This window comes from Asanoa sp. WMMD1127 (genome assembly GCF_029626225.1).
In the GTDB taxonomy this organism is placed as follows: Bacteria; Actinomycetota; Actinomycetes; order Mycobacteriales; family Micromonosporaceae; genus Asanoa.
This window is the reverse complement of sequence record NZ_JARUBP010000001.1, coordinates 2,300,499-2,319,402: the sequence shown is the minus strand read 5'-3', so window position 1 is coordinate 2,319,402 and position 18,904 is coordinate 2,300,499. Positions and strand designations below refer to the sequence as shown.

Annotated in this window: 12 protein-coding genes; 3 read left to right on the top strand and 9 right to left on the bottom strand. The window is 74.3% G+C overall.

Going from position 1 to position 18,904, the window contains the following annotated elements:
• Position 1: 1 nt before the first annotated feature.
• The 4 genes from O7635_RS11140 to dacB all read right to left on the bottom strand — a co-directional run bounded on the left by O7635_RS11140 (position 2) and on the right by dacB (position 5,192).
• Positions 2–1,591, bottom strand: a complete 1,590-nt coding sequence (locus O7635_RS11140) for a gamma-glutamyltransferase family protein (protein ID WP_278080333.1) — start codon at positions 1,589–1,591, stop codon at positions 2–4.
• Positions 1,592–1,595: 4 nt separating this feature from the next.
• Positions 1,596–2,582, bottom strand: coding sequence for a tRNA lysidine(34) synthetase TilS (tilS, locus tag O7635_RS11135; RefSeq protein ID WP_278080332.1), 987 nt, complete (start codon positions 2,580–2,582; stop codon positions 1,596–1,598).
• A 4-nt stretch (positions 2,583–2,586) separates the two neighbouring features.
• The gene (locus O7635_RS11130) at positions 2,587–3,666 is read right to left on the bottom strand and encodes a zinc-dependent metalloprotease (protein ID WP_278080331.1); all 1,080 of its coding nucleotides are present in this window, start codon (positions 3,664–3,666) and stop codon (positions 2,587–2,589) included.
• 104 nt (positions 3,667–3,770) lie between these two features.
• Positions 3,771–5,192, bottom strand: a complete 1,422-nt coding sequence (gene dacB / locus O7635_RS11125) for a D-alanyl-D-alanine carboxypeptidase/D-alanyl-D-alanine-endopeptidase (protein ID WP_278080330.1) — start codon at positions 5,190–5,192, stop codon at positions 3,771–3,773.
• A 509-nt stretch (positions 5,193–5,701) separates the two neighbouring features.
• On the opposite strand from dacB, the gene O7635_RS11120 reads away from it, so the two are divergent.
• The gene (locus O7635_RS11120; RefSeq protein WP_278080329.1) at positions 5,702–6,202 is read left to right on the top strand and encodes an inorganic diphosphatase; all 501 of its coding nucleotides are present in this window, start codon (positions 5,702–5,704) and stop codon (positions 6,200–6,202) included.
• Positions 6,203–6,270: 68 nt separating this feature from the next.
• Here O7635_RS11120 and eccD read toward each other — a convergent pair whose 3' ends face one another.
• On the bottom strand, positions 6,271–7,644 hold the full coding sequence (eccD, locus tag O7635_RS11115) for a type VII secretion integral membrane protein EccD (protein WP_278080328.1): 1,374 nt from the start codon (positions 7,642–7,644) through the stop codon (positions 6,271–6,273).
• Positions 7,645–7,804: 160 nt separating this feature from the next.
• Here eccD and eccCa point away from each other — a divergent pair, with 160 nt between their 5' ends.
• Complete coding sequence (eccCa, locus tag O7635_RS11110) at positions 7,805–11,560, top strand: type VII secretion protein EccCa (protein WP_278080327.1); 3,756 nt, start codon at positions 7,805–7,807, stop codon at positions 11,558–11,560.
• A gap of 288 nt (positions 11,561–11,848) precedes the next feature.
• Positions 11,849–13,177, top strand: a complete 1,329-nt coding sequence (gene mycP / locus O7635_RS11105; RefSeq protein WP_278080326.1) for a type VII secretion-associated serine protease mycosin — start codon at positions 11,849–11,851, stop codon at positions 13,175–13,177.
• 906 nt (positions 13,178–14,083) lie between these two features.
• Here mycP and O7635_RS11100 read toward each other — a convergent pair.
• The 4 genes from O7635_RS11100 to nth form a co-directional block, all read right to left on the bottom strand.
• Positions 14,084–15,262, bottom strand: coding sequence for a MarP family serine protease (locus O7635_RS11100; RefSeq protein WP_278080325.1), 1,179 nt, complete (start codon positions 15,260–15,262; stop codon positions 14,084–14,086).
• 370 nt (positions 15,263–15,632) lie between these two features.
• Positions 15,633–16,304 (bottom strand): CoA pyrophosphatase, encoded by a 672-nt coding sequence (locus O7635_RS11095; RefSeq protein ID WP_278085443.1) that lies wholly within the window; start codon positions 16,302–16,304, stop codon positions 15,633–15,635.
• A gap of 127 nt (positions 16,305–16,431) precedes the next feature.
• The gene (locus tag O7635_RS11090; RefSeq protein WP_278080324.1) at positions 16,432–17,079 is read right to left on the bottom strand and encodes a TlpA disulfide reductase family protein; all 648 of its coding nucleotides are present in this window, start codon (positions 17,077–17,079) and stop codon (positions 16,432–16,434) included.
• Entirely contained in the window at positions 17,076–17,801 is a 726-nt protein-coding gene (nth, locus tag O7635_RS11085; RefSeq protein ID WP_278085442.1) for an endonuclease III, read from the bottom strand. Before nth ends, O7635_RS11090 begins: the two co-directional genes overlap by 4 nt.
• Positions 17,802–18,904: the final 1,103 nt, after the last annotated feature.

Genomic DNA, 18,904 nt, shown 5'->3' with positions numbered 1-18,904 from the left:
CTCAGAAGGCGGCGACCAGGCCGTCCGCGCGGGGGTCGCTGCCGCCGACGTACGCGCCGGAGTCCGTGCGCCAGATGGCCTGGCCCGTGCCGAACGGCGACCGGTCGTCGGTCACCGCGACCTCGTGGCCGCGGGCCGCCAGGTCGGCCGCCGCCCACTCGAGGCCGGGTTCGAGCAGGACGGTGCGGTCGGCGTGCCAGTACCAGCGCGGCGCGGCCAACGCCGCCTGCGGGTCGAACGCGTCGTCAATGGTGGCGCCGAGCAGTTGCACATGGCCCTGCGGCTGCATGTGCCCGCCCATCACGCCGAACGGCCCCACGGGAGCGCGGCCGCGGGTCAGGAAACCCGGGATGATCGTGTGGTACGGCCGCTTGGCCGGCCCGGCCACGTTGGGATGATCGGGGTCCAGGGTGAAACCACAGCCCCGGTTCTGCAGGCCGAACCCGTAGCCGGGCAGCACCACGTAGGAGCCGAAGCCCAGGTAGTTGGACTGGATGAGGCTGACCATCATCCCGTCGCCGTCGGCCGCGCACAGATAGACGGTGCCGCCACGCAGCGGTGCGCCGGCACCGCGGGCGGCGGTGGGGCCGATCGCGGCGCGCAGCCCGGTGATCCGTGCCGGTGCCAGCAGCGGTTCGACGGCGGCCGCGACGGCCGGGTCCGCCACATGATCATGCGCGTCGCCGAGGCCCAGCTTCGTCGCCTCGATCCGCCAGTGCAGCCGCTCCACCGGCGACATCGACGCGAGATCCACCCCGTCCAGGATCGCCAGCGCCACCGACGCCGCCACGCCCTGGCCGTTGGGCGGGACCTGCCAGACCTCGTACCCCCGGTAGTCGGTCTTGAAGGGCGTCACCCAGGTCGACGAGTGGTTGGCCAGGTCGTCGACGGTGAGCAGGCCGCCGGTGGCCGCGGCGTGGCCGGCCAGCGCCGCCGCGATCTCACCTTTGTAGAACTCGTCGGCGCCGGACGCCGCGATCAGCCCGAGCGTGCGGGCCTGGTCCGGGTTGGCGAAGATCTCGCCGGCCGCGGGCGGGCGGCCGAACAGGCGGCCCCACTCGGCCAACGCCGGATCGGGCGGCAGCGCGGCATAGCCGGCGGCACTGCGGGCCCAGGCCGTGGCCACGCGGGGCGAGACCGGGTAGCCCGATTCCGCGTACCCGATGGCGTCCGTGAAGAGCTCCTCGAACGGCAACTTGCCGAACCGGGCGTGCAGGTCCCGCCAACCGGCGGGCGCGCCGGGCACGGTCACCGGCAGCCAGCCGCGCGCCGGCAGGACCCGCCCGGCGGACTGGGCGCCGCCGTGCGCGTCCGTCGCCGCCACGCCGGCGGCCAGTGCCCGGTCGAGGGTCAGCGCCGCCGGCGAACGCCCCGACGCGTTGAGCCCGTGCAGCCGCGTGCCGTCCCAGACGATCGCGAACAGGTCGCCGCCGATGTCGTTGGAGCCGGGCTGCACCACGGTCAGCGTGATCGCCGTCGCCACCGCGGCGTCCACGGCCGACCCGCCGCGGCGCAGCACCGCCAACCCGGCCGCCGCCGCCAGCGGCTGGCTCGTCGCGACAGAACCGTTGACCGACCAGACCGCTTCCACCCGGTCAGTCTGTAAGGACCCGCAGCACTCCCGCCACCCGGGCCGCCCGGATGCCACCGGGCAGATGCACGGCGCCCTGGCCGTGCCAGCCGGTGACCAGCGCCTCGAGGGCCGACACGTGCCGGTGCGACAGCGCGGCCGGCGAGCAGCCCAGCGACAGCGCCCACGAGTGCAAAGCCCGGGCGCGCAGGGCGGGCAGCAGCGCTTCCAGCATCGCCACCGACAGGCCTTCGTCCAGCATGGACCGTTCGAGCTCTTCGGCGGCGAGCACGTCGAGCGCCTCGGCGTCCTGGGCGAGCAGCCGCGCGGTGCGGGCCAGGTTGGACACGACGCCGGGGCCGAGCGCGTCGACCAGCGCCGGGAGGGCGGAGCCACGAACCCTCGACCGGGCGTACGACGGATCGAGGTTGTGTGGGTCCTCCCACGGCTCGAGACCCATCGCGGCGCAGGCCTTGCGGGTCTCGTCGCGTGACATGTCGAGCAGCGGCCGCAGCAGCGCCACCCCTTCGACGTCGCGCCGGTCCGGCATCGCCGCCATCCCGCGCGGGCCGGCGCCGCGGGCGAGCGCGAGCAGCACGGTCTCGGCCTGGTCGTCGCGGGTGTGGCCGAGCAGCACGGAGTTGGCCTCGTGGGCGCGGGCGGTCTCGAGCAGGGCGTCGTAGCGGGCCTCGCGGGCGGCCGCCTCGGGCCCGCCGGGGCGGCCGGCCACGTCGACCGGCACCACGATCGACGGGTCGAGCCCGACGGACTCGCCCCAGGCGGCGACGGCGGTGGCCCGGCGGTCGGAGCCGTCCTGCAGCCCGTGGTCTATGGTGATCAGCCCCGCGCGCAGACCCATCCGGGGAGCGACGAACGCGGTCGCGGCGGCGAGGGCCAGGGAGTCGGCACCGCCCGAGCAGGCGACCAGCACCAGCGCGTCCTTGTGTATCCCGTGCAGCATGCGGCGGACCGCGACGCGGGTCGCGGCGACCGGTGGCGCGGGACCGACCACGTGCTCAGCCCTGCGCCAGCACCGGCCCGGAGCCGCCGCCAGGACCGTGCACCCGGGCCACCCAGGCGTCCGGGTCGCCCAGCTCCTCCAGCCGCGGCAGCGTCAACGGCGAACTGAAGATCTTGTTGAAGCCGGCCATGCCGACCCGCTCCACCACGCCGTGCACGAACTTGCGACCCTCGGCATATTGCCGCATCTTGACGTCGATGCCGAGCAGCTTGCGCATCGCCTTCTCGAGCGGGTTGCCGGCCTCGCGGCGCCGGTTGAACCGGGCCCGGATCTGCTCGACCGTGGGTATGACCTCGGGGCCCACGCCGTCCATCACGAACTCGGCGTGTCCTTCGAGCAGGGTCATCAGGGCGGTCAACCGGTCGAGGACGGCGCGCTGGCCGGGCGTCTGGACGAGGTCGAGCACGCTGGCCCGGCTCTCGGGGTCGCGGATCGCGTCGGAGAGGGTGCCGACGGCCCGCCGCAGCCGGTCGGCGAAGTGCTCGTTGCCGGCCTGCGAGGCGTCGACGAACGACTGCACCTCGCCGAGGAAGTGGGCGCGCATCCACGGCACCGAGGTGAACTGGGTGCGGTGGGTGACCTCGTGCAGGCACACCCACAGGCGGAAGTCGCGCTGGTCGGCGCCCAGCTTGCGCTCGACCTCGACGATGTTGGGGGCGACCAGCAACAGCTGGCCCGGGTCGGCGGAGAACACCTCATATTGCCCGAGGACCCGACCCGAGAGGTACGCCAGCACGCTGCCGGCCTGCACTCCGGTCAGCCTCGACCCGATCGCATCGGTGATCGCACCAGGCTCTTTGTCACCGGACAGCCGGGTGATCAACGGAGTGATCACCTCGCGCAGGCCGGCGACGTTGACGGCGGCCCAGTCGCGGCGGTCGACGATGCGCACCGGCGGGTGGGCGACCTGCGACTGCAGGCCCGTGTAGGCACTGACGTGCCCGGCGGCCTCCTCGGTCAGCCGCCGCAGGTCGGCGACCACCTCGGTGGCCTCTTCGTAGGAGGCTCGGGGCCCGGTCTTGCCGAGCGCCCCCGCCGTGGCGGCGGCCAGATCCCAGTCGACGAACTGCGCCATCACCCCACGGTACCCGGGCCGGACATCCCCGGCGCGCCTTGAAGTTTGCGGGAGCAAGCGGCCGGATTCTGTGCTAGTCGGGGCCTGGCTGGTCGGGGCCTGGTTTAGTCGCAGCCGCAGCCGGCCAGGGTGGCGGCGATCCGGTCGAGGGTGCCGCGGGCCTCGTCGCTGCCGGCGGTCACCCCGTCGGTGAGCACCGAGAAGGCCAGCAGCCGGCCGTCGGCGGTGGTGACCATGCCGGCCATCGCGTGGTTGCCGGTCAGCGTGCCGGTCTTGGCCCGGACCACGCCGGCGGCGGCCTTGCGATCCGCCGTCTCGCCGAAGCGGTCCTCCAGGGTCCCGGACCAGGTCGCCACCGGCAGGCCGGCGAACATCTCGGTCAGCTCCGGACGCTTGCCGGACGCCGCCAGGGCGAGCAGCGCCGTCTGCGCCTCGCCGGTCAGCCGGTCGGTGCGGGACAGGCCGCTGCCGTCAGCCAGGACCAGGCCGGCGGTCGGGATGCCCAGGTCGGCCAGCGCTTCGGTCATCCCTTGCCGGGCGCCGGCGTACGACGCGGGCTTGCCCTTGGCCAGCGCAACCTCGCGGGCCAGCGCCTCGGCGACCACGTTGTCGCTGTCGACCAGCATGAACTCGACCAGCCGGACCATGGGTGGCGACTCGACCCGGGCGAGCTCGTCGCCAGGGCCGGCCGTGGCCGCGGGGCTGGCGGTGGCGGTGGCCGGTGGGACCGCGCCCTTCGGGGCCTTGGCCGGGGTGCCGCTGACACCGAGCGCCTTGGCGAACGCCTGGGCGGCGGCGAGGTCGGGCTTGCTCGTGCGCTCCGAGTAGTGGTTGGCGCTCTCCGTCGGGGTCTTCCGCGCGCCGTCGATCATCAGCGCCGTCGACGGGCCGCCGAAGCCGCCGGTCGGGATGTCGGAGTCCCAGCCGGGCTCGTAGACGGGCCCGGAGTAGAGCGAGCTGTCGTAGTAGACCTTGGTCGGCGCAGTGCCACCGAGCGCCTTCTTCGTCGCCGCCGCGAGGCGGTCGAGCCGGGCCGCGCCGGGGTAGAAGGACTTGCCGTTGGCGCCGAGCGTCGGGTCGCCGCCCCCGACCAGGATCACCTCGCCCGGGTTGGGTCCGGCGACCACGCGGGTCGGGATCCGGTGGGCGGGGCCGCGGGTCGACAGCACGGTCGCGGCCGTCACCAGCTTCATCGTCGAGGCCGGCACGGTCGGCAGGTCGCCGCCCTTGGCCCAGAGCACCTTGCCGCTGAGCACGTCGCGGACCACCACGCTGGTCCGGCCGCCGAGGCCGTTGTCGGTGACCAGCTTGCCGATCGCCGCGTCGAGGCCGGCCTTGTCGGGCATGGGCGCCGTGCCGCTGAGGGCGGCGAGCACCGGGGCCGGCGGCGCCTCGGGCGGGTCGATGACCGCGGTGGGTCGGGCGGCCTCGTCACCGAGCCAGGCCGCGACTGGGCCCGGCCGGACCACGACCAGGCCGGCGGCGAAGACGACCAGCACGAGTACGCCCGTCAGGGCGATCAACATCGACGCGCGCGGCCGGCGACGGCGTGGGGGTGGCGCGGCCGGGGGCGGCTGGTGGGCGGCCGGTCCTAACGGGATGGGTGGATCGGGGGGCTGGCGGGTCGGGGCCGGTGAGGTGGGTGGTGCCGGGGCGGCCGGGCGCGCGGGTGGGTGTGCGGCTGGTGGTGGACCGGGTGGGCGCGCGGGTGGCGGTGGCGGTGGTGGCGTGGCGCGGGCTCGGGCGGGTCCCGTGGGCGGGAACGGGCCGGGCGGCATCGCGTTGGGTCCGTAAGGGGTCGAACCGGGTCCTGGTCCGGTCGGCGGTAAGCTGGCTCCCGTCGGCGGGGGCGACTTCTCCATGGGGTTGGACGCCGGCGGCGGGTTGACGCCCGGCACCCGGGCCCGACCGCGCGCGGGGCGCGGTTGTGAGTCTTCCCCCACCCGCCCCTCCTCCCGTTCGATGCCCGGCCTAGGCGACACTACTTGCGTCCGTGCGTCTGCAGGGGGCCAACGCGGTCAGCAAGGAGTTTGCAATGGATTTCGACGTCACCGTTGAGATTCCCAAGGGGAATCGCAACAAGTATGAGGTCGACCATAAGACCGGCCGCATCCGCCTCGACCGGACCCTCTTCACGTCGACGCAGTACCCGGCCGACTACGGCTTCATCGAAGACACCCTGGGTGAGGACGGCGACCCCCTCGACGCGCTGGTCCTCGTCACCGAACCGACCTTCCCCGGCTGCCTGATCCGCTGCCGGGCCATCGGCATGTTCCGGATGAAGGACGAAAAGGGCGGCGACGACAAGGTCCTCTGCGTACCGTTCGAAGACCCCCGCCAGGAACACCTCCGCGACATCCACCACGTCGGCGAGTTCGACCGCCTGGAGATCCAGCACTTCTTCGAGGTCTACAAGGACCTGGAGCCCGGCAAGTCGGTCGAGGGCGCGACCTGGGTCGGCCGCGCCGACGCCGAGGCCGAGATCCTGGCCTCCTACCAGCGCGCCGAAGAAGCCAAGGCCGCCGGCACGTACTAGCCGCGGCTCACCCGGGCCCCGCAGCAGGTCGCGAGCCAGCGCTGGCCCCGCGCCGCGGGCCGTGGTGCCTAGTCGACCAGCGTCCGGGCCTGGGCGAACAGGCCCAGGACCGCGCACGCGACGGGGATGACCGCCACCACGAGGGCCGTGTCCAGGACGTCGGCGGTCCGGCCCAGGTAGGGGCCGGCCGGGCGGCCCGCGCTGGCGAGGCTGAAGAGCAGCGCCACCGCGAAGCCCAGGACGCCGACGGCGACCACGGCCAGCGGCTCGGGCCGGTCGGCGACCGCGACGGCCACCACCGCCAGCGCCCAGCCGCCGGCAGCCAGCAGCGGGACCCGCTGGCGTACCGTGCCGAAGACCCGGGCCCGCAACAGCAGCGCCACACCGCAGACCGCGGCCAACGCCCGACCCCAGCCGCCGCCGGTCGCCACCAGCACGGTGGCCGCACCGGCAGCCAGCACCGCATGGCCGATCAGCAGCCCGCCGAGCACCTCCTCGGCCCGGGCGACGGCGGCGAAGACCTGGTCGCGCTCGGGCCGCTCCGGATCGGCGCCGGCCGGGGTCACCGGCGGGATCGGCAGCCGTGCCAGCCGGATGGCCAGCAGCGGTAGGAGCCCGACGCCGCAGGCCAGCACCGCGAGCAGGATCGCCGCGACGCCGTGCGCGCTGAGCCCGAAGCCGGCCGCGGCGCTCGCGATCCCGAACAGGCCGGTCAGCACCGCGGCGGAGAAGATCCGGCGACCGGCGCCGACCCCGATGATCCCGAGCACACCATGGAGGGCCAGCGCCGCCGAACCGAGGAGCAGGTCCAGCGGGCCGATCCACCGGAGGCCGGGCACGAAGCTTGCCGGGTCGCCGCTCGAGGCGAGGAGGAGCGCGCCGGCCGCGAACGCGTACGGCAGGGAGTAGGCCCCGAGAGCGACCCCGGCGGCGCGCTGCCCGTAGGCCCGGGCGGCGAGGATGCCGGCGACGGTGAGGCCGGCGGCGATGCCGAGCGTCGTCAACATCGCGGCGATCGAGTCGGGCCCGGCGCGCAGCAGGGCGACCAGGCCGACCCCGAGGGCGACACCGGCGGCGGCCAGCGCGGCGAGCTGGGTGTGCCGGCCGGACCAGGCGGTGCCGTGCCGCCGGGCCCCGTCGGCGATCGCCTCGACGACGTCGTCGAACTCCAGCTCCGGCCACTCCTGGCGAGCGGGCACGAGGTGCAGCACGTCGCCGTCGCGTACCCCTTGCGCGTGCAGGCTCGTGTCAGCCTCGAGCGCCGCGCCGTCCGGGCGGCGCAGGACCCAGCCGCCGTGCGCCTCGCCGTCGTCGGCGAGCCCGACGCCCGCCTGCCGCAATATTTCTGACAGCAGATCGGCCAGGGGTACGTCCTGCGGCAGCGCGATGTCGACCCGTCGCTGCGGCGCGCTGACGGTGACCAGGGCGAGTCCGGTGTGCATCGATCGTCCTCCATCGCGGGGGGAGCCGGGAGGTGCGGGGACGACGGCACGCTACCGCTCCGGCGGGTTATCCACATGACCCCCTTTTGGCCATCCATCCACGCCCGCGATTGCCTACCATGAGCGACGCCGAGACAGCGGAGCGAGATCGGGAGGTGGCATGTCGACCGTGCTGGTGCGCCGGCCACCGCGCCGGCCCGCGCCGGAGATCCCGGCCGGTGAGCTGCGCGTCGAGCCACCGCCCGAGCTGCCGGCACTGGCCGGCGGGCGGTGGCAACAGCTGATGCTGCTCCTGCCGATGCTCGGTGGCGGCGTGGCGATGGCGATGATGATGGGCCGGGGCGGCGGCGCGTTCTCCTATGTCGTCGGCGGCCTGTTCGGCATCTCGTCGCTGGCGATGCTGGCGACCTCTTGGGGGCACGGCGGCCCGCGCAAGGCCGAGCTGGTCGCCGCGCGCCGCGACTACCTGCGCCATCTGTCGCTGCTGCGCCGGCAGGCCCGGGCGACGGTCGCGCGGCAGCGGGCGGGGCTCGGCTACCGCCATCCCGATCCCGGCCGGCTCTGGTCGACCGTCGAGAGCCACCGCCTGTGGGAGCGACGGCCGGCCGACCCCGACTTCGCGGTCGTGCGGGTCGGCGTGGGGCCACAGGCGCTGGCCACGACGCTGGTGCCGCCCGTGACGCGGCCGCTCGACGACCTCGAGCCGATGACGGCCGGGGCGCTGCGCCGCTTCCTCGACGCGTACTCGGTGATTCCTGATCTCCCGGTGGCGCTCTCGATCCGCGGCTTCGCCCGCGTGCACGTGCGCGGCTCGCCGGGCCTGGTCCGCGCGATGCTGGCGCAGCTGGCGGCCTTCCACGCGCCCGAGGACTTGGTGGTGGCGGTCGCGGCCGGGCCCGGTCGGCGTGCCGAGTGGGAGTGGGTCAAGTGGCTGCCGCACGCCCGGCATCCGACGCGGTCCGACCTCCTCGGCCCGCTGCGGCTCGTCACGGACTCCGTGCCGGCACTGGAGCGGCTGCTCGACGGGGTTGTCGGTGCTACCACGGCCCACGTCGTGGTCGTGGTCGACGGCGCCGGCGGCACGCGGCTGGCCGGCGTCGACGGGGTGACCGTGGTCGAGATCGACGGCACGCCGCCGCGCCTGCTCGACCCGTCGACGGTGGTGCTCACCCGGCGGGCCGGCGGTGCACTGGAGACGACCACGGCCGACGGGGTGGCCACGGTCGGCGTCGCCGACGGGCTCGACCTGCCGTCGGCCGAGGCGCTGGCCCGCCAGCTGGCGCCGCTCCGGCTCGTGGGGCCGGCGGCGGTCACGCCGGCCGCCGCCGACCTCGGGCTGCTCGATCTGCTGGGGGTGGCGGAGCCCTCGGCTTATGCGGTGGCCGAGGGTTGGGTGCCGCGGGCGGTGCGCGACCAGCTGCGGGTGCCGATCGGCGTGGCGGCCGACGGCAGCGCGGTCGAGCTCGACCTCAAGGAGTCGGCGCTCGACGGCATGGGCCCGCACGGGCTGCTGATCGGCGCCACCGGCTCCGGCAAGTCCGAGCTGCTGCGCACCCTCGTGCTCGGGTTGGCCGCGACGCACTCGTCCGAGGAGCTCAACCTGGTGCTCGTCGACTTCAAGGGCGGCGCGACGTTCGCCAGCCTCGACCGGCTGCCGCACACCGCCGCACTGATCACCAACTTGGCCGACGAGCTGCACCTGGTCGACCGCATGGTCGACGCGATCAACGGCGAGCTCGTGCGGCGGCAGGAGCTGCTCCGGCGAGCCGGCAACTACGCGAGCCGGCGCGACTACGAGCTGGCCCGGTCGAGCGGCGCACCGCTGGCGCCGTTGCCGTCGCTGCTCGTGGTCTGTGACGAGTTCTCCGAGCTGCTGTCCGCCAAGCCCGACTTCATCGACCTGTTCGTCCAGATCGGGCGGTTGGGCCGGTCGCTAGGCGTGCACCTCCTGCTGGCCTCGCAGCGCCTCGAAGAGGGCCGGCTGCGGGGCCTCGACACGCACCTCTCCTACCGGATCGGGTTGCGCACGTTCTCGCCGTTCGAGTCGCGGGCCGTGCTGGGCGTGCCGGACGCCTACGAGCTGCCCCGGGCACCCGGCCACGCCTACCTCAAGGCCGGCACCGACCCGCTGCGCCGATTCCGGGTCGCATACGTGTCGGGCCCGGTGCCGGCGCCGCGGCGGGCCGCTGATGTCCGGGCCGCTCCGGTGGTGCTGCCGTTCACGACGGCGCCGATCTCGGCGCCCGCGACGGCGCCGCCCGCTGCCGGGCCGAGCCTGCTCGACGCGCTGGTCGACCGGATCGCCGGGCAAGGACCGCCGGCACACCAGGTGTGGCTGCCGCCGCTGGCCGAGCCGGCCACCTTCGACGACGTGCTGGGTCCACCGGTGGTCGTGCCAGGCCGGGGGTTGACGTTCGCCAACCCGGAGCTACGTGGGGCGCTGCAGGTCCCGGTCGCGGTGGTCGACCGCCCGTTCGACCAGCGCCGCGACCTGCTGTGGTTCGCCCTCGACGGCGCGGCCGGGCACGTTGCGGTGGTCGGTGCGCCGCGCAGCGGCAAGTCGACCGCGCTGAGCACCCTGGTGTGCGGGCTGGCGTTGGCGCACACGCCCGACGAGGCGCGCTTCTACTGCCTCGACTTCGGCGGCGGCCGGCTCGCCGACCTGCGCGACCTGCCGCACGTCGGCGGGGTGGCCAGCCGGCTCGAGCCGACCGCGGTCCGCCGCACCATCGGCGAGCTGAGCAGCCTGCTGGCCGAGCGGGAGCGCCAGTCGACGCCCGCCGACTCGCACGTGTTCCTCGTCGTCGACGGCTGGTCGACGCTGCGGGCGGAGTTCGACGACCTGGAGCCCGTGGTGGCCGACCTGGCCGGGCGGGGCCTGGCCTACCGCATCCACGTCCTCGCCTCGGCGAACCGGTGGCTGGACCTGCGGCCGGCCACCCGCGACCTGTTCGGCGCCCGGCTCGAGCTGCGGCTGGGCGATCCGAGTGACTCGACGGTCTCGCGGGCGGCCGCGGCCGGCGTACCCCCTGACTCGCCCGGTCGCGGGGTGACCAGCGACGGGCTGCAGCTGCTGACGCTGTTCCCGGCCATCACGGGCGACGTGCCGCTGCCCAAGGCCGTGGCCGCGGCCTGGCCCGGGGCGGTGGCGCCGCCCGTGCGGTTGCTGCCGCCGGCGGTGCCCCATGCGGCGCTCGACGACGCCGGCACGAGCGGGCTCACGCTGCCGATCGGCATCGCCGAGGCCGACCTGCGGCCGGTCGCACTCGACTTCGCGGCCGACCCCCACTTCCTGCTCTTCGGCGACCCGGAGTGCGGCAAGTCGTCGTTCCTGCGCGCCCTGGCTACCACCGTGACGCGGCGGTTCCGGCCCGACGAGGCCCGGGTGATCGTGGTCGACTACCGGCGCAGCCTGCTCGGGGCGGTGCGCAGTGACCACCTGATCGGCTACGGCACGGCGGCGGCCGACACGGCGGAGCTGATGGAGTCGGTGGCCGGCTACATGCGCGACCGGCTGCCGCCGCCCGAGGTCACGCCCGAGCAGCTGCGTGACCGCGGCTGGTGGACGGGTCCCGAGCTGTTCGTGCTGGTCGACGACTACGACCTGGTGTCGGCGGCGCCGGCCAACCCCCTGCGGGCGCTCGAGGAGTTCCTGCCGCAGGCCCGCGACATCGGCCTCCACCTGGTGCTGACCCGGCGGACGGGCGGAGCGGCCCGCGCGCTCTACGACCCGATCATCCAACGGCTGCGGGAGCTGGCCACCGCCGGTCTGGTGATGTCCGGCGACCCCGACGAGGGTCCGCTGATCGGCCCGGTCCGCCCGGGCCCACTGCCGCCCGGCCGCGGCCGGCTGGTCACCCGCAAGGCGGGCGCCCGGCTGGTCCAACTCGCGCACCTGCCAGCGATCGATGTCTAGGCCCCGGTCTGTGTCCGGGGTCGAGGTGATCCAGGCGGCGGCTGGGCGGGCGCAGCCCTGCCCCGGACAGAGACCAGGGCCTAACGCTGCGCACACGTCTGAGGTCAGCCGGCCGGGCCCGGACGAGATGGCGAACTGGTCGCACATTGTGTGTCCCGCGCAGGTGCTGGCTCGGGGTAACCTCCCAGCACAGGAACTTCCCGGGGTGAGAAGGCCGTGAGGGTGACGAGGCTGACGCACCAGCGCCGGAGCGCCGTCCCACGGCTAGGAGGGGCGGCGCTGGTCGCCATGACGGCGGCGATGGTCCTGACGGTCACGCCGCTGCCTCTCCCTGCACCGACCACGGTGGCGCCTGAGCAGGGCGGCCAGGCCGCGCTTCTGACACCGATGACGCCGATGTTGCCGGTCCGCGCCGACTCGGTCCGTGACGAGCAGTGGCAGCTCAGCGAGCTGCGGGCCAAGACAGCTTGGCGCTACGCGACCGGCGCCGGCGTCACGGTCGCCGTGATCGACTCCGGCGTCGACGGCAGCCACCGAGACCTGGCCGGCCAGGTCCTCCCGGGCAAAGACCTGGTCAAGCCCGGCGGCGGCGACGGCCACACCGACCCGGTGGGCCACGGCACCACGGTCGCGGGCCTGATCGCGGGCCGCTCCGACGACGACGACGGCGTCATGGGCCTGGCCCCCAACGCCAAGATCCTCCCCGTCCGCGTCCTCGACGCGGACAACCGCTACAGCGACGCGATGATCGTGGCCCGCGCGGTCCGCTGGGCCGTCGACAACGGCGCCCGCGTGATCAACCTGTCCCTGGGCGGCGCCGGCACCAGCCCGGCGCTGGCCGCGGCCCTCGACTACGCCTTCGCCCGCGACGTGGTCGTCGTCGCCTGCACCGGCAACGTGCTGCCGGAGGCCACGACCACCGTCTGGTACCCGGCCCGCGAGCCCGGCGTCATCGCCGTCGCGGGCTTGGAGAAGGAAACCGACGTCCTCTGGAACGGCTCGATCACCGGCAGCGCCACGGTCCTGACGGCCCCGGCCACCGACCTCGTCGGAGCGAAGTCCGGCGGCTTCTGGCGGGTCCGCGGCACCAGCTTCGCCGCCCCGCTGGTCTCGGCCGCCGCGGCCCTGGTCCGCTCCCGCTGGCCGGCCATGCCCGCCGGCGAGGTGGTCAACCGCCTGATCAACACCGCCGACGACCTGGGCACACCCGGCCGCGACAACACCTACGGCTTCGGCAAGGTCGACCCGCTGGCCGCCCTGACCACCCAGGTCGGCTCGGTCACCCGCAACCCGCTGGACGACAACCAGACCCCCGGCGTGGCGGGCTTCGGCCCGGCCCCGGGCCGCGGCACCGACGCGGTCACCGGCGGCGGCGCCAACGACACGGACGCGGCCCAGAACTCGGCCGGAGCGTCCGGCTCCGCCGCCCAACGCTCGGCAACCCCGACCCACCAGCCCAACCCCATCGGCTGGCGCATCGCCACCGCCGTCGCCCTCCTAATCTTGGCAACAGGCATCATCGCGATGGCTTTCTTCTCCCGCCATCCGGCAATGGCCCTACTGGCCAAACGCCGCCCACCCCGCCGACCCCCACCGGAACCAAGACACCTCCGCTAGCCTGCGCGCCCGGACGAGGTCGGCCCGCCCAGCACGCCGGGCGGTCACCCTCCCCCGCTGTTCGATCCGCCGCGGGTGGATCTCCACGACTGAGCGGGCCCTCTCCGCGGCGCCGCCGTGAACGCGACCCCGACCTCCCCAACGCGCTGACCGACCCGCGCCGTCGCGGAGGCAAGGCCACGGCCCAAGCCCAACGCCGACCAAACCGCGCACTCGCGGAGGCACGGGCGAAGGCCCCAGCCCAACGCCGCGCCGTCGCGGCGGCAAGGCCACGGCCGAGCGACCCGCGCGGTTACGCGGAGGCACGGGCGAAGGCCCCAGCCCAGCGCCGCGCCGTCGCGGCGGCAAGGCCACGGCCACGGCCGAGCGACCCGCGCGGTACGCGGAGGCAAGGCCACGGCCCAAGCCCAACGCCGACCAAACCGCGCACTCGTGGAGGCACGGCCGAAGGCCCCAGCCCAGCGCCGCGCCGTCGCGGCGGCAAGGCCGCGGCCCAAGCCCAACGCCGACCGACCCGCCCACTCGTGGAGGCACGGGCGAAGGCCCCAGCCCAGCGCCGCGCCGTCGCGGCGGCAAGGCCACGGCCACGCGACCCGCGCGGTTACGCGCAGCCAAGGCCACGGCCTCAGCCAGCGCTGACCGACCTGCGCGGTCGCCGAGGCAAGGCGGCGACGCCCCTAGCCGAGCGTTGACCGACCCGCGCGGTCGCGGGAGGCAAGGCGGCGCCCTAGCCTCAAGTTGGTAGACCACCGTGCTCTGAGCGCCGGCGTCACGGACGCTGGGTATCGGACGTCGACCGCCGCTCCGCGGCCGGTGGCCGCTTCAATTCCGGACCGGCGCCGTCCAGTCCGGATGACGAATTCGCCCCGTGATCAACGCGTGCTTCGCCGGCCACTGCCGCTTTCGCTAAACGCAGTCGCCCGTGGCGGTTGCTCTGGTGCGGTCGATGCCGGCCCGGGCGACGCCGGAGGCTTCGTCGGCTGTCACCGCGAACCCGGTGTTCCGGTCGTCCGCGGCCGCAGCGAAGATCACGCCGAGGACGGTCCCGTTCGGAGTGATCAGCGGGCCGCCCGAGTTGCCGCTGCGTACCAGCGCCCTGATCGTGTAGATCTCCCTAGTAACCTTGCCCGACTCGTAGATGTCGGGGCCGGTGATGTCGCCGACATCGCGGATACGGGCGGACTGCGCGTTGTAGGGCCCGTCCAGCGGATAGCCAAGCACGATGGCGTCGGCCTCGGCCTTGGCGGCGCTCCGGGTGAAGGGCATCACCGGCGCCTCGAGGTCGGGCACGTAGATGACGGCCAGGTCGCGGTTCGGGTCGTAGACCACCACCCGGCCGCTCTCGCGATCGCCGTTCACCTCGATCGACACCCGGTCGGTGCCGGCGACCACGTGGGCGTTGGTCATGACGCGCTGGGGGGCGTACACGAAGCCTGAGCCCTCGATCCGCCGCCCACAGCTCTGCGCGGACCCGAGCACCTTGACCACCGACCGCCGCGAGTTGATCACGACCTGGGAGCCGGCCAGCGCCGGATCGGGCGCGGCCACCTCGCGGGCGCGGGTCGCGGTCAGGCCGCCGAAGACGTCAGGGAAGCCGCGCGTGTCGACCGTCTCGCGCAGCGACTCCGAAAGGGTTTGCGCCTGCTCCGGCAGCACCTTGTCGACGCCGTCGAGCAGCGCGCTGTTGCGTACGGAGCTCGCCAGCCACGGCACCGACGACGACCCGAGCGGCACCGCCACCAGCCAGGCGACGATCATCACGGCCAGCACGGACACGACCGCCCCGCCCGCGTCGTCGACCCGGCGGCCGGCGCGACTGGTGATCGCGTGCCGGAGGTACGTGCCGACCCACCCCGTGAGCGCCTGCCCGAGCACCGCGAGCCCGAAGATCGCCACCAACGAAACGACGACGCGGAGTGCGCCGTCGGCGAAGCGCTGGGCCAGCAGCGGCCCGACCTGAAGCCCGATGAGCGCGCCGCCGAAGAAGCCGACGAACGACAGGACGCCGATCACGAACCCTTGCCGATAGCCGCTGACCGCGAACACGACCATCAGCAGAATCAGGACAAGGTCGACGGCGGACACCCTGACAGGGTACGGGCGTCCGGCCACCCCTGCGCCTGCCCCGCTCGACTCAGCCCACCCCGACACGCGCCGACACCGTCGAACAGGGACAGCCACCCGCCAGACGGATAAGTCGGATTGAGGCATTGTTGGGCGGGTACAACGATGCCGCGCCCGGCCTGCCGTGTCCGGCCCGCGGCGTTGTTGGGCTGCTCGGTGACGAACTGGGATCACCGTCGTCGACGCGGGGGCCGGGCACGGCGATGCCGACGAGGTACAGCTTGTCGGCGGGCCTCCGTTGAGCTCGACGCCCAGGGCGAGGCTGACAGGCGGGGCGAGGCACAGGGCCACCCTTGCCGGGCCCACACGCCCCCGCACCAAGATCAGCCGGCTAAGGCGTCTCGTCGCGATCCGCCGACGCTGCCGGCGGCGGAGTCGACGGCGGCAGGTCGCCGATCCGATCCTGCGGCCACGGCCGCGACCACCCGGCCATGTCGAGAAGCGTCGACAGCACCCCGGCCGTGAATCCCCAGACCAGCATCCCGCGCACCTCGAACGCCGGCCCGATCCAGCCGCTCGGATGGCGCAGCCGGAGTCGGTTGGCCGGGTCGGCCAGCTCCGATACGGGCAGCCGGGCCACGTGGGCCACCTCGGCCGGGTCCCGGGCCGCCACCGGGTGCGGGCGATGCCACCACGCGAGCACCGGCGTCACCAGGAAGTCGCTGGCCGGAATCCACAGCCGCGGCAGCTCTGCCAGCAAGGTCACGCTGCTCGGGTCGAGGCCGACCTCCTCGTCGGCCTCGCGCAGCGCCGTGGCGGCGGGGTCGGCGTCACCGGGGTCGGCCACGCCGCCGGGAAAGGCGGGCTGGCCGGCATGGTTGCGCAAGGTCGCCGCGCGTTGCAGCACCAGGATGTCGGGCCCGCCGTCGTCCTCCTCGCCGAGCAGCACCAGCACGGCGCTGTCCCGGCCGGCCCGATCCGGCGTCGGTATCCGGGTGAAGTCTTCCGCCCGCGCCCCGTGCAGCCGGGTCAGCAGCGGCGCGAACCAGTCCGGCAGCGCCAGCTCGCCGGCGTCCGAGCGCCGCCGCCGGGCGCCCACCCCGTCGGGCAGGCCGGCGTCGACCCCAGGGAACAGCCGCGAGCCACTGGTCGGCGCACCCCCGTTGAACCAGATGTCGTTCCGCCGTGCCTCAGCCAACCGGGACCGCCACACCTAGCTGCCGCTTGACCAGGTCGGCGAGGCGCGCTTCGTCGAGCGCCGTGCCGTTGTAGAGGTGGACCACCTTGCCCGCCGAGTCGACGAACAGCGTGACGGGCAGGCCGGGCTGCTTGAGGGCGACGCGTACCTGCTCGCCCTGGTCGAAGACGTTCGCGAAGCTCAGGCCGAACTCGCTGGTCATCGCCTCACCGTCGGACCGGCTGTCGCGGGTGTTGACGCCGAGGAAGTGCACGAGGCCGGCCGTGCGCTGCGCGACGGCGTTGACCGACGGCAGCTCCTCGCGACAGGGCGGGCACCAGGAGCCCCAGAGATTGATCACGGCGGGTCCGCGTACGTCCGCGAGCCGCAGTTTGCCACCCCCGAAGCAGGACAGCTCGGCGGTGGGTAGCGCGATGTCGGTGGCCGCGGCCGCGGCGGCGCCCGAGGCCTCCGGCGGCGCCGAGGTCAACGCCCGGCAATCGGCGAACGGAGCCGCGGGCGCTCCCGCCGACGCGGCCGGCTCGCCCGTGCCGTCCGCCGCCAGCGAGTTCGACGAGGTCCGGTTGGAGCAGGCCCGCACGCCGACCCCGGCGAGGACCCCGACGACCAGCAGGATGATCAGGGGTAGGTAGCGCTTCACGGCACGTCCGCCGTGAACGCCTGCTGCGGGACGACCGACGGGTCGACCCCGACGGCCTCGGCCAGCTGCGCGGCCCGAGGCCCCTTGAGCAGCTTGGCCGCCTGCACCGGATCGGTGGGCCCGGTGCCGTAGGCGGGGCACAGCTTGGCCAACGTGCACGCCCCACAGGCCGGCTTGCGGGCATGACAGACCCGGCGACCATGGAAGATCACCCGGTGCGACAACATGGTCCAGTCGCGCTTCTCGAACATCCCGCCGATGGCGTGCTCGATCTTGACCGGGTCGGTCTCCGCGGTCCACCGCCATCGACCCACCAGCCGCTGAAAATGCGTGTCGACGGTGATGCCCGGCACCCCGAACGCGTTGCCGAGAATGACGTTGGCGGTCTTCCGCCCGATGCCCGGCAGGCTCACCAGGTCGGGCAGGTTGCCCGGCACCTGGCCGTCGAACCGCTCCACCAGCTGCTGCCCGAGCTTCATCAACGAGTCGGTCTTGTTGCGGAAGAACCCGGTCGGCTTGAGCGTCACCTCGAGCTCCGCCCGGTCGGCCCCGGCGTAGTCAGCCGCCGTCGGATATTGCGCGAACACCTTGGGCGTGACCTCATTGACCTTCTTGTCAGTGGCCTGCGCCGACAGGATGGTCGCCACCGCGAGCTCGAGCGGATTGCTGAAATCCAGCTCACAGTGCGCATCCGGATGCGTCTCGGTCAGGATGCGCCCCATCCTGCGCGCCCGCCGCTTGCGCCCAAGCTCGGTCTCCGCGTCAAACACGGCTGTCCTACTCACGTGCCAAAGACTATTCCGCACCCCCGACAACCCCACGCCGCCATCCACAAGATCCGAAAACCAACCCCAAATCGTCCCGACCATGGGGTACGCCGGAGGCGCGGGAAACCCGCCGGCGGCACTCGGATGAACAGGGCAATGACAGACCCGGCGGCGCAGACGAGCCGATGCAGAGCCGCCGTAGCGGGATGGCCCCGCGGGTGCCGCCGCGGCGAGGGTGCGGGTGGCGGCGCCGGCTCAACGGCGCGCGACGACCCCGAAGCGGCGATGCCCACCGCGGCGCGACGGCTGGCGATGCACAGAAGCGATGGGCGGCGCGGGCACGGGCGGCGCGAGCAGGGGGCGGTGGTGCACGACGGCCGCGCCGACCAGCGGGAGTCGGCCGAGGTGCGCCGCTGGCACGGGGCGGGGCGACGCAGGCGGCGCGGGGACGCGGCACGGAGCGCGGCGACGCAGGCGGCGCGGGGACGCGGCACGGAGCGCGGCGACGCAGGCGGCGCGGGGACGCGGCACGGAGCGCGGCGACGCAGGCGGCGCGGGGACGCGGCACGGAGCGCGGCGACGCAGGCGGCGCGGGGACGCGGCACGGAGCGCGGCGACGCAGGCGGCGCGGGGACGCGGCACGGAGCGCGGCGACGCAGGCGGCGCGGGGACGCGGCACGGAGCGCGGCGACGCAGGCGGCGCGGGGACGCGGCACGGAGCGGGGCGACGCAGGCGGCGCGGGGACGCGGCACGCGCGACGCGGCACGCGGCGCGGCACGCGGCGCGGTCCGAAGGACGGCGGCCCGCCGCCGACAGCGAACGCCCACGCGCGGCAGCGCGATATCCGCACTGGGCCGCTAGAAGCGCGCTAGGCCCACCCGGCCTGCGCTCTGCGAGCGAACCTCGACCAATGGACTGTGGCCCGCGACCCAGGCATCGCAGTCGACCCGCCAGGCACTGAATCAGGGCGGGGGGAGATGTTGTGCGCGCCGACAATCAGGGCGTGCTCTTTGCGACCGTCCGCGCGCACCACAGCCCCAGACAGCAACCAGACGAG

Coding starts and splice junctions, on each gene's coding strand:
- dacB (WP_278080330.1), bottom strand. CDS start 5,192: ATGTTGATCGCCCTGACGGGCGTACTCGTGCTGGTCGTCTTCGCCGCC.
- mycP (WP_278080326.1), top strand. CDS start 11,849: ATGACGGCGGCGATGGTCCTGACGGTCACGCCGCTGCCTCTCCCTGCA.
- nth (WP_278085442.1), bottom strand. CDS start 17,801: ATGGGGCGCATCCTGACCGAGACGCATCCGGATGCGCACTGTGAGCTG.
- eccD (WP_278080328.1), bottom strand. CDS start 7,644: ATGCACACCGGACTCGCCCTGGTCACCGTCAGCGCGCCGCAGCGACGG.
- O7635_RS11130 (WP_278080331.1), bottom strand. CDS start 3,666: ATGGCGCAGTTCGTCGACTGGGATCTGGCCGCCGCCACGGCGGGGGCG.
- eccCa (WP_278080327.1), top strand. CDS start 7,805: ATGTCGACCGTGCTGGTGCGCCGGCCACCGCGCCGGCCCGCGCCGGAG.
- O7635_RS11120 (WP_278080329.1), top strand. CDS start 5,702: ATGGATTTCGACGTCACCGTTGAGATTCCCAAGGGGAATCGCAACAAG.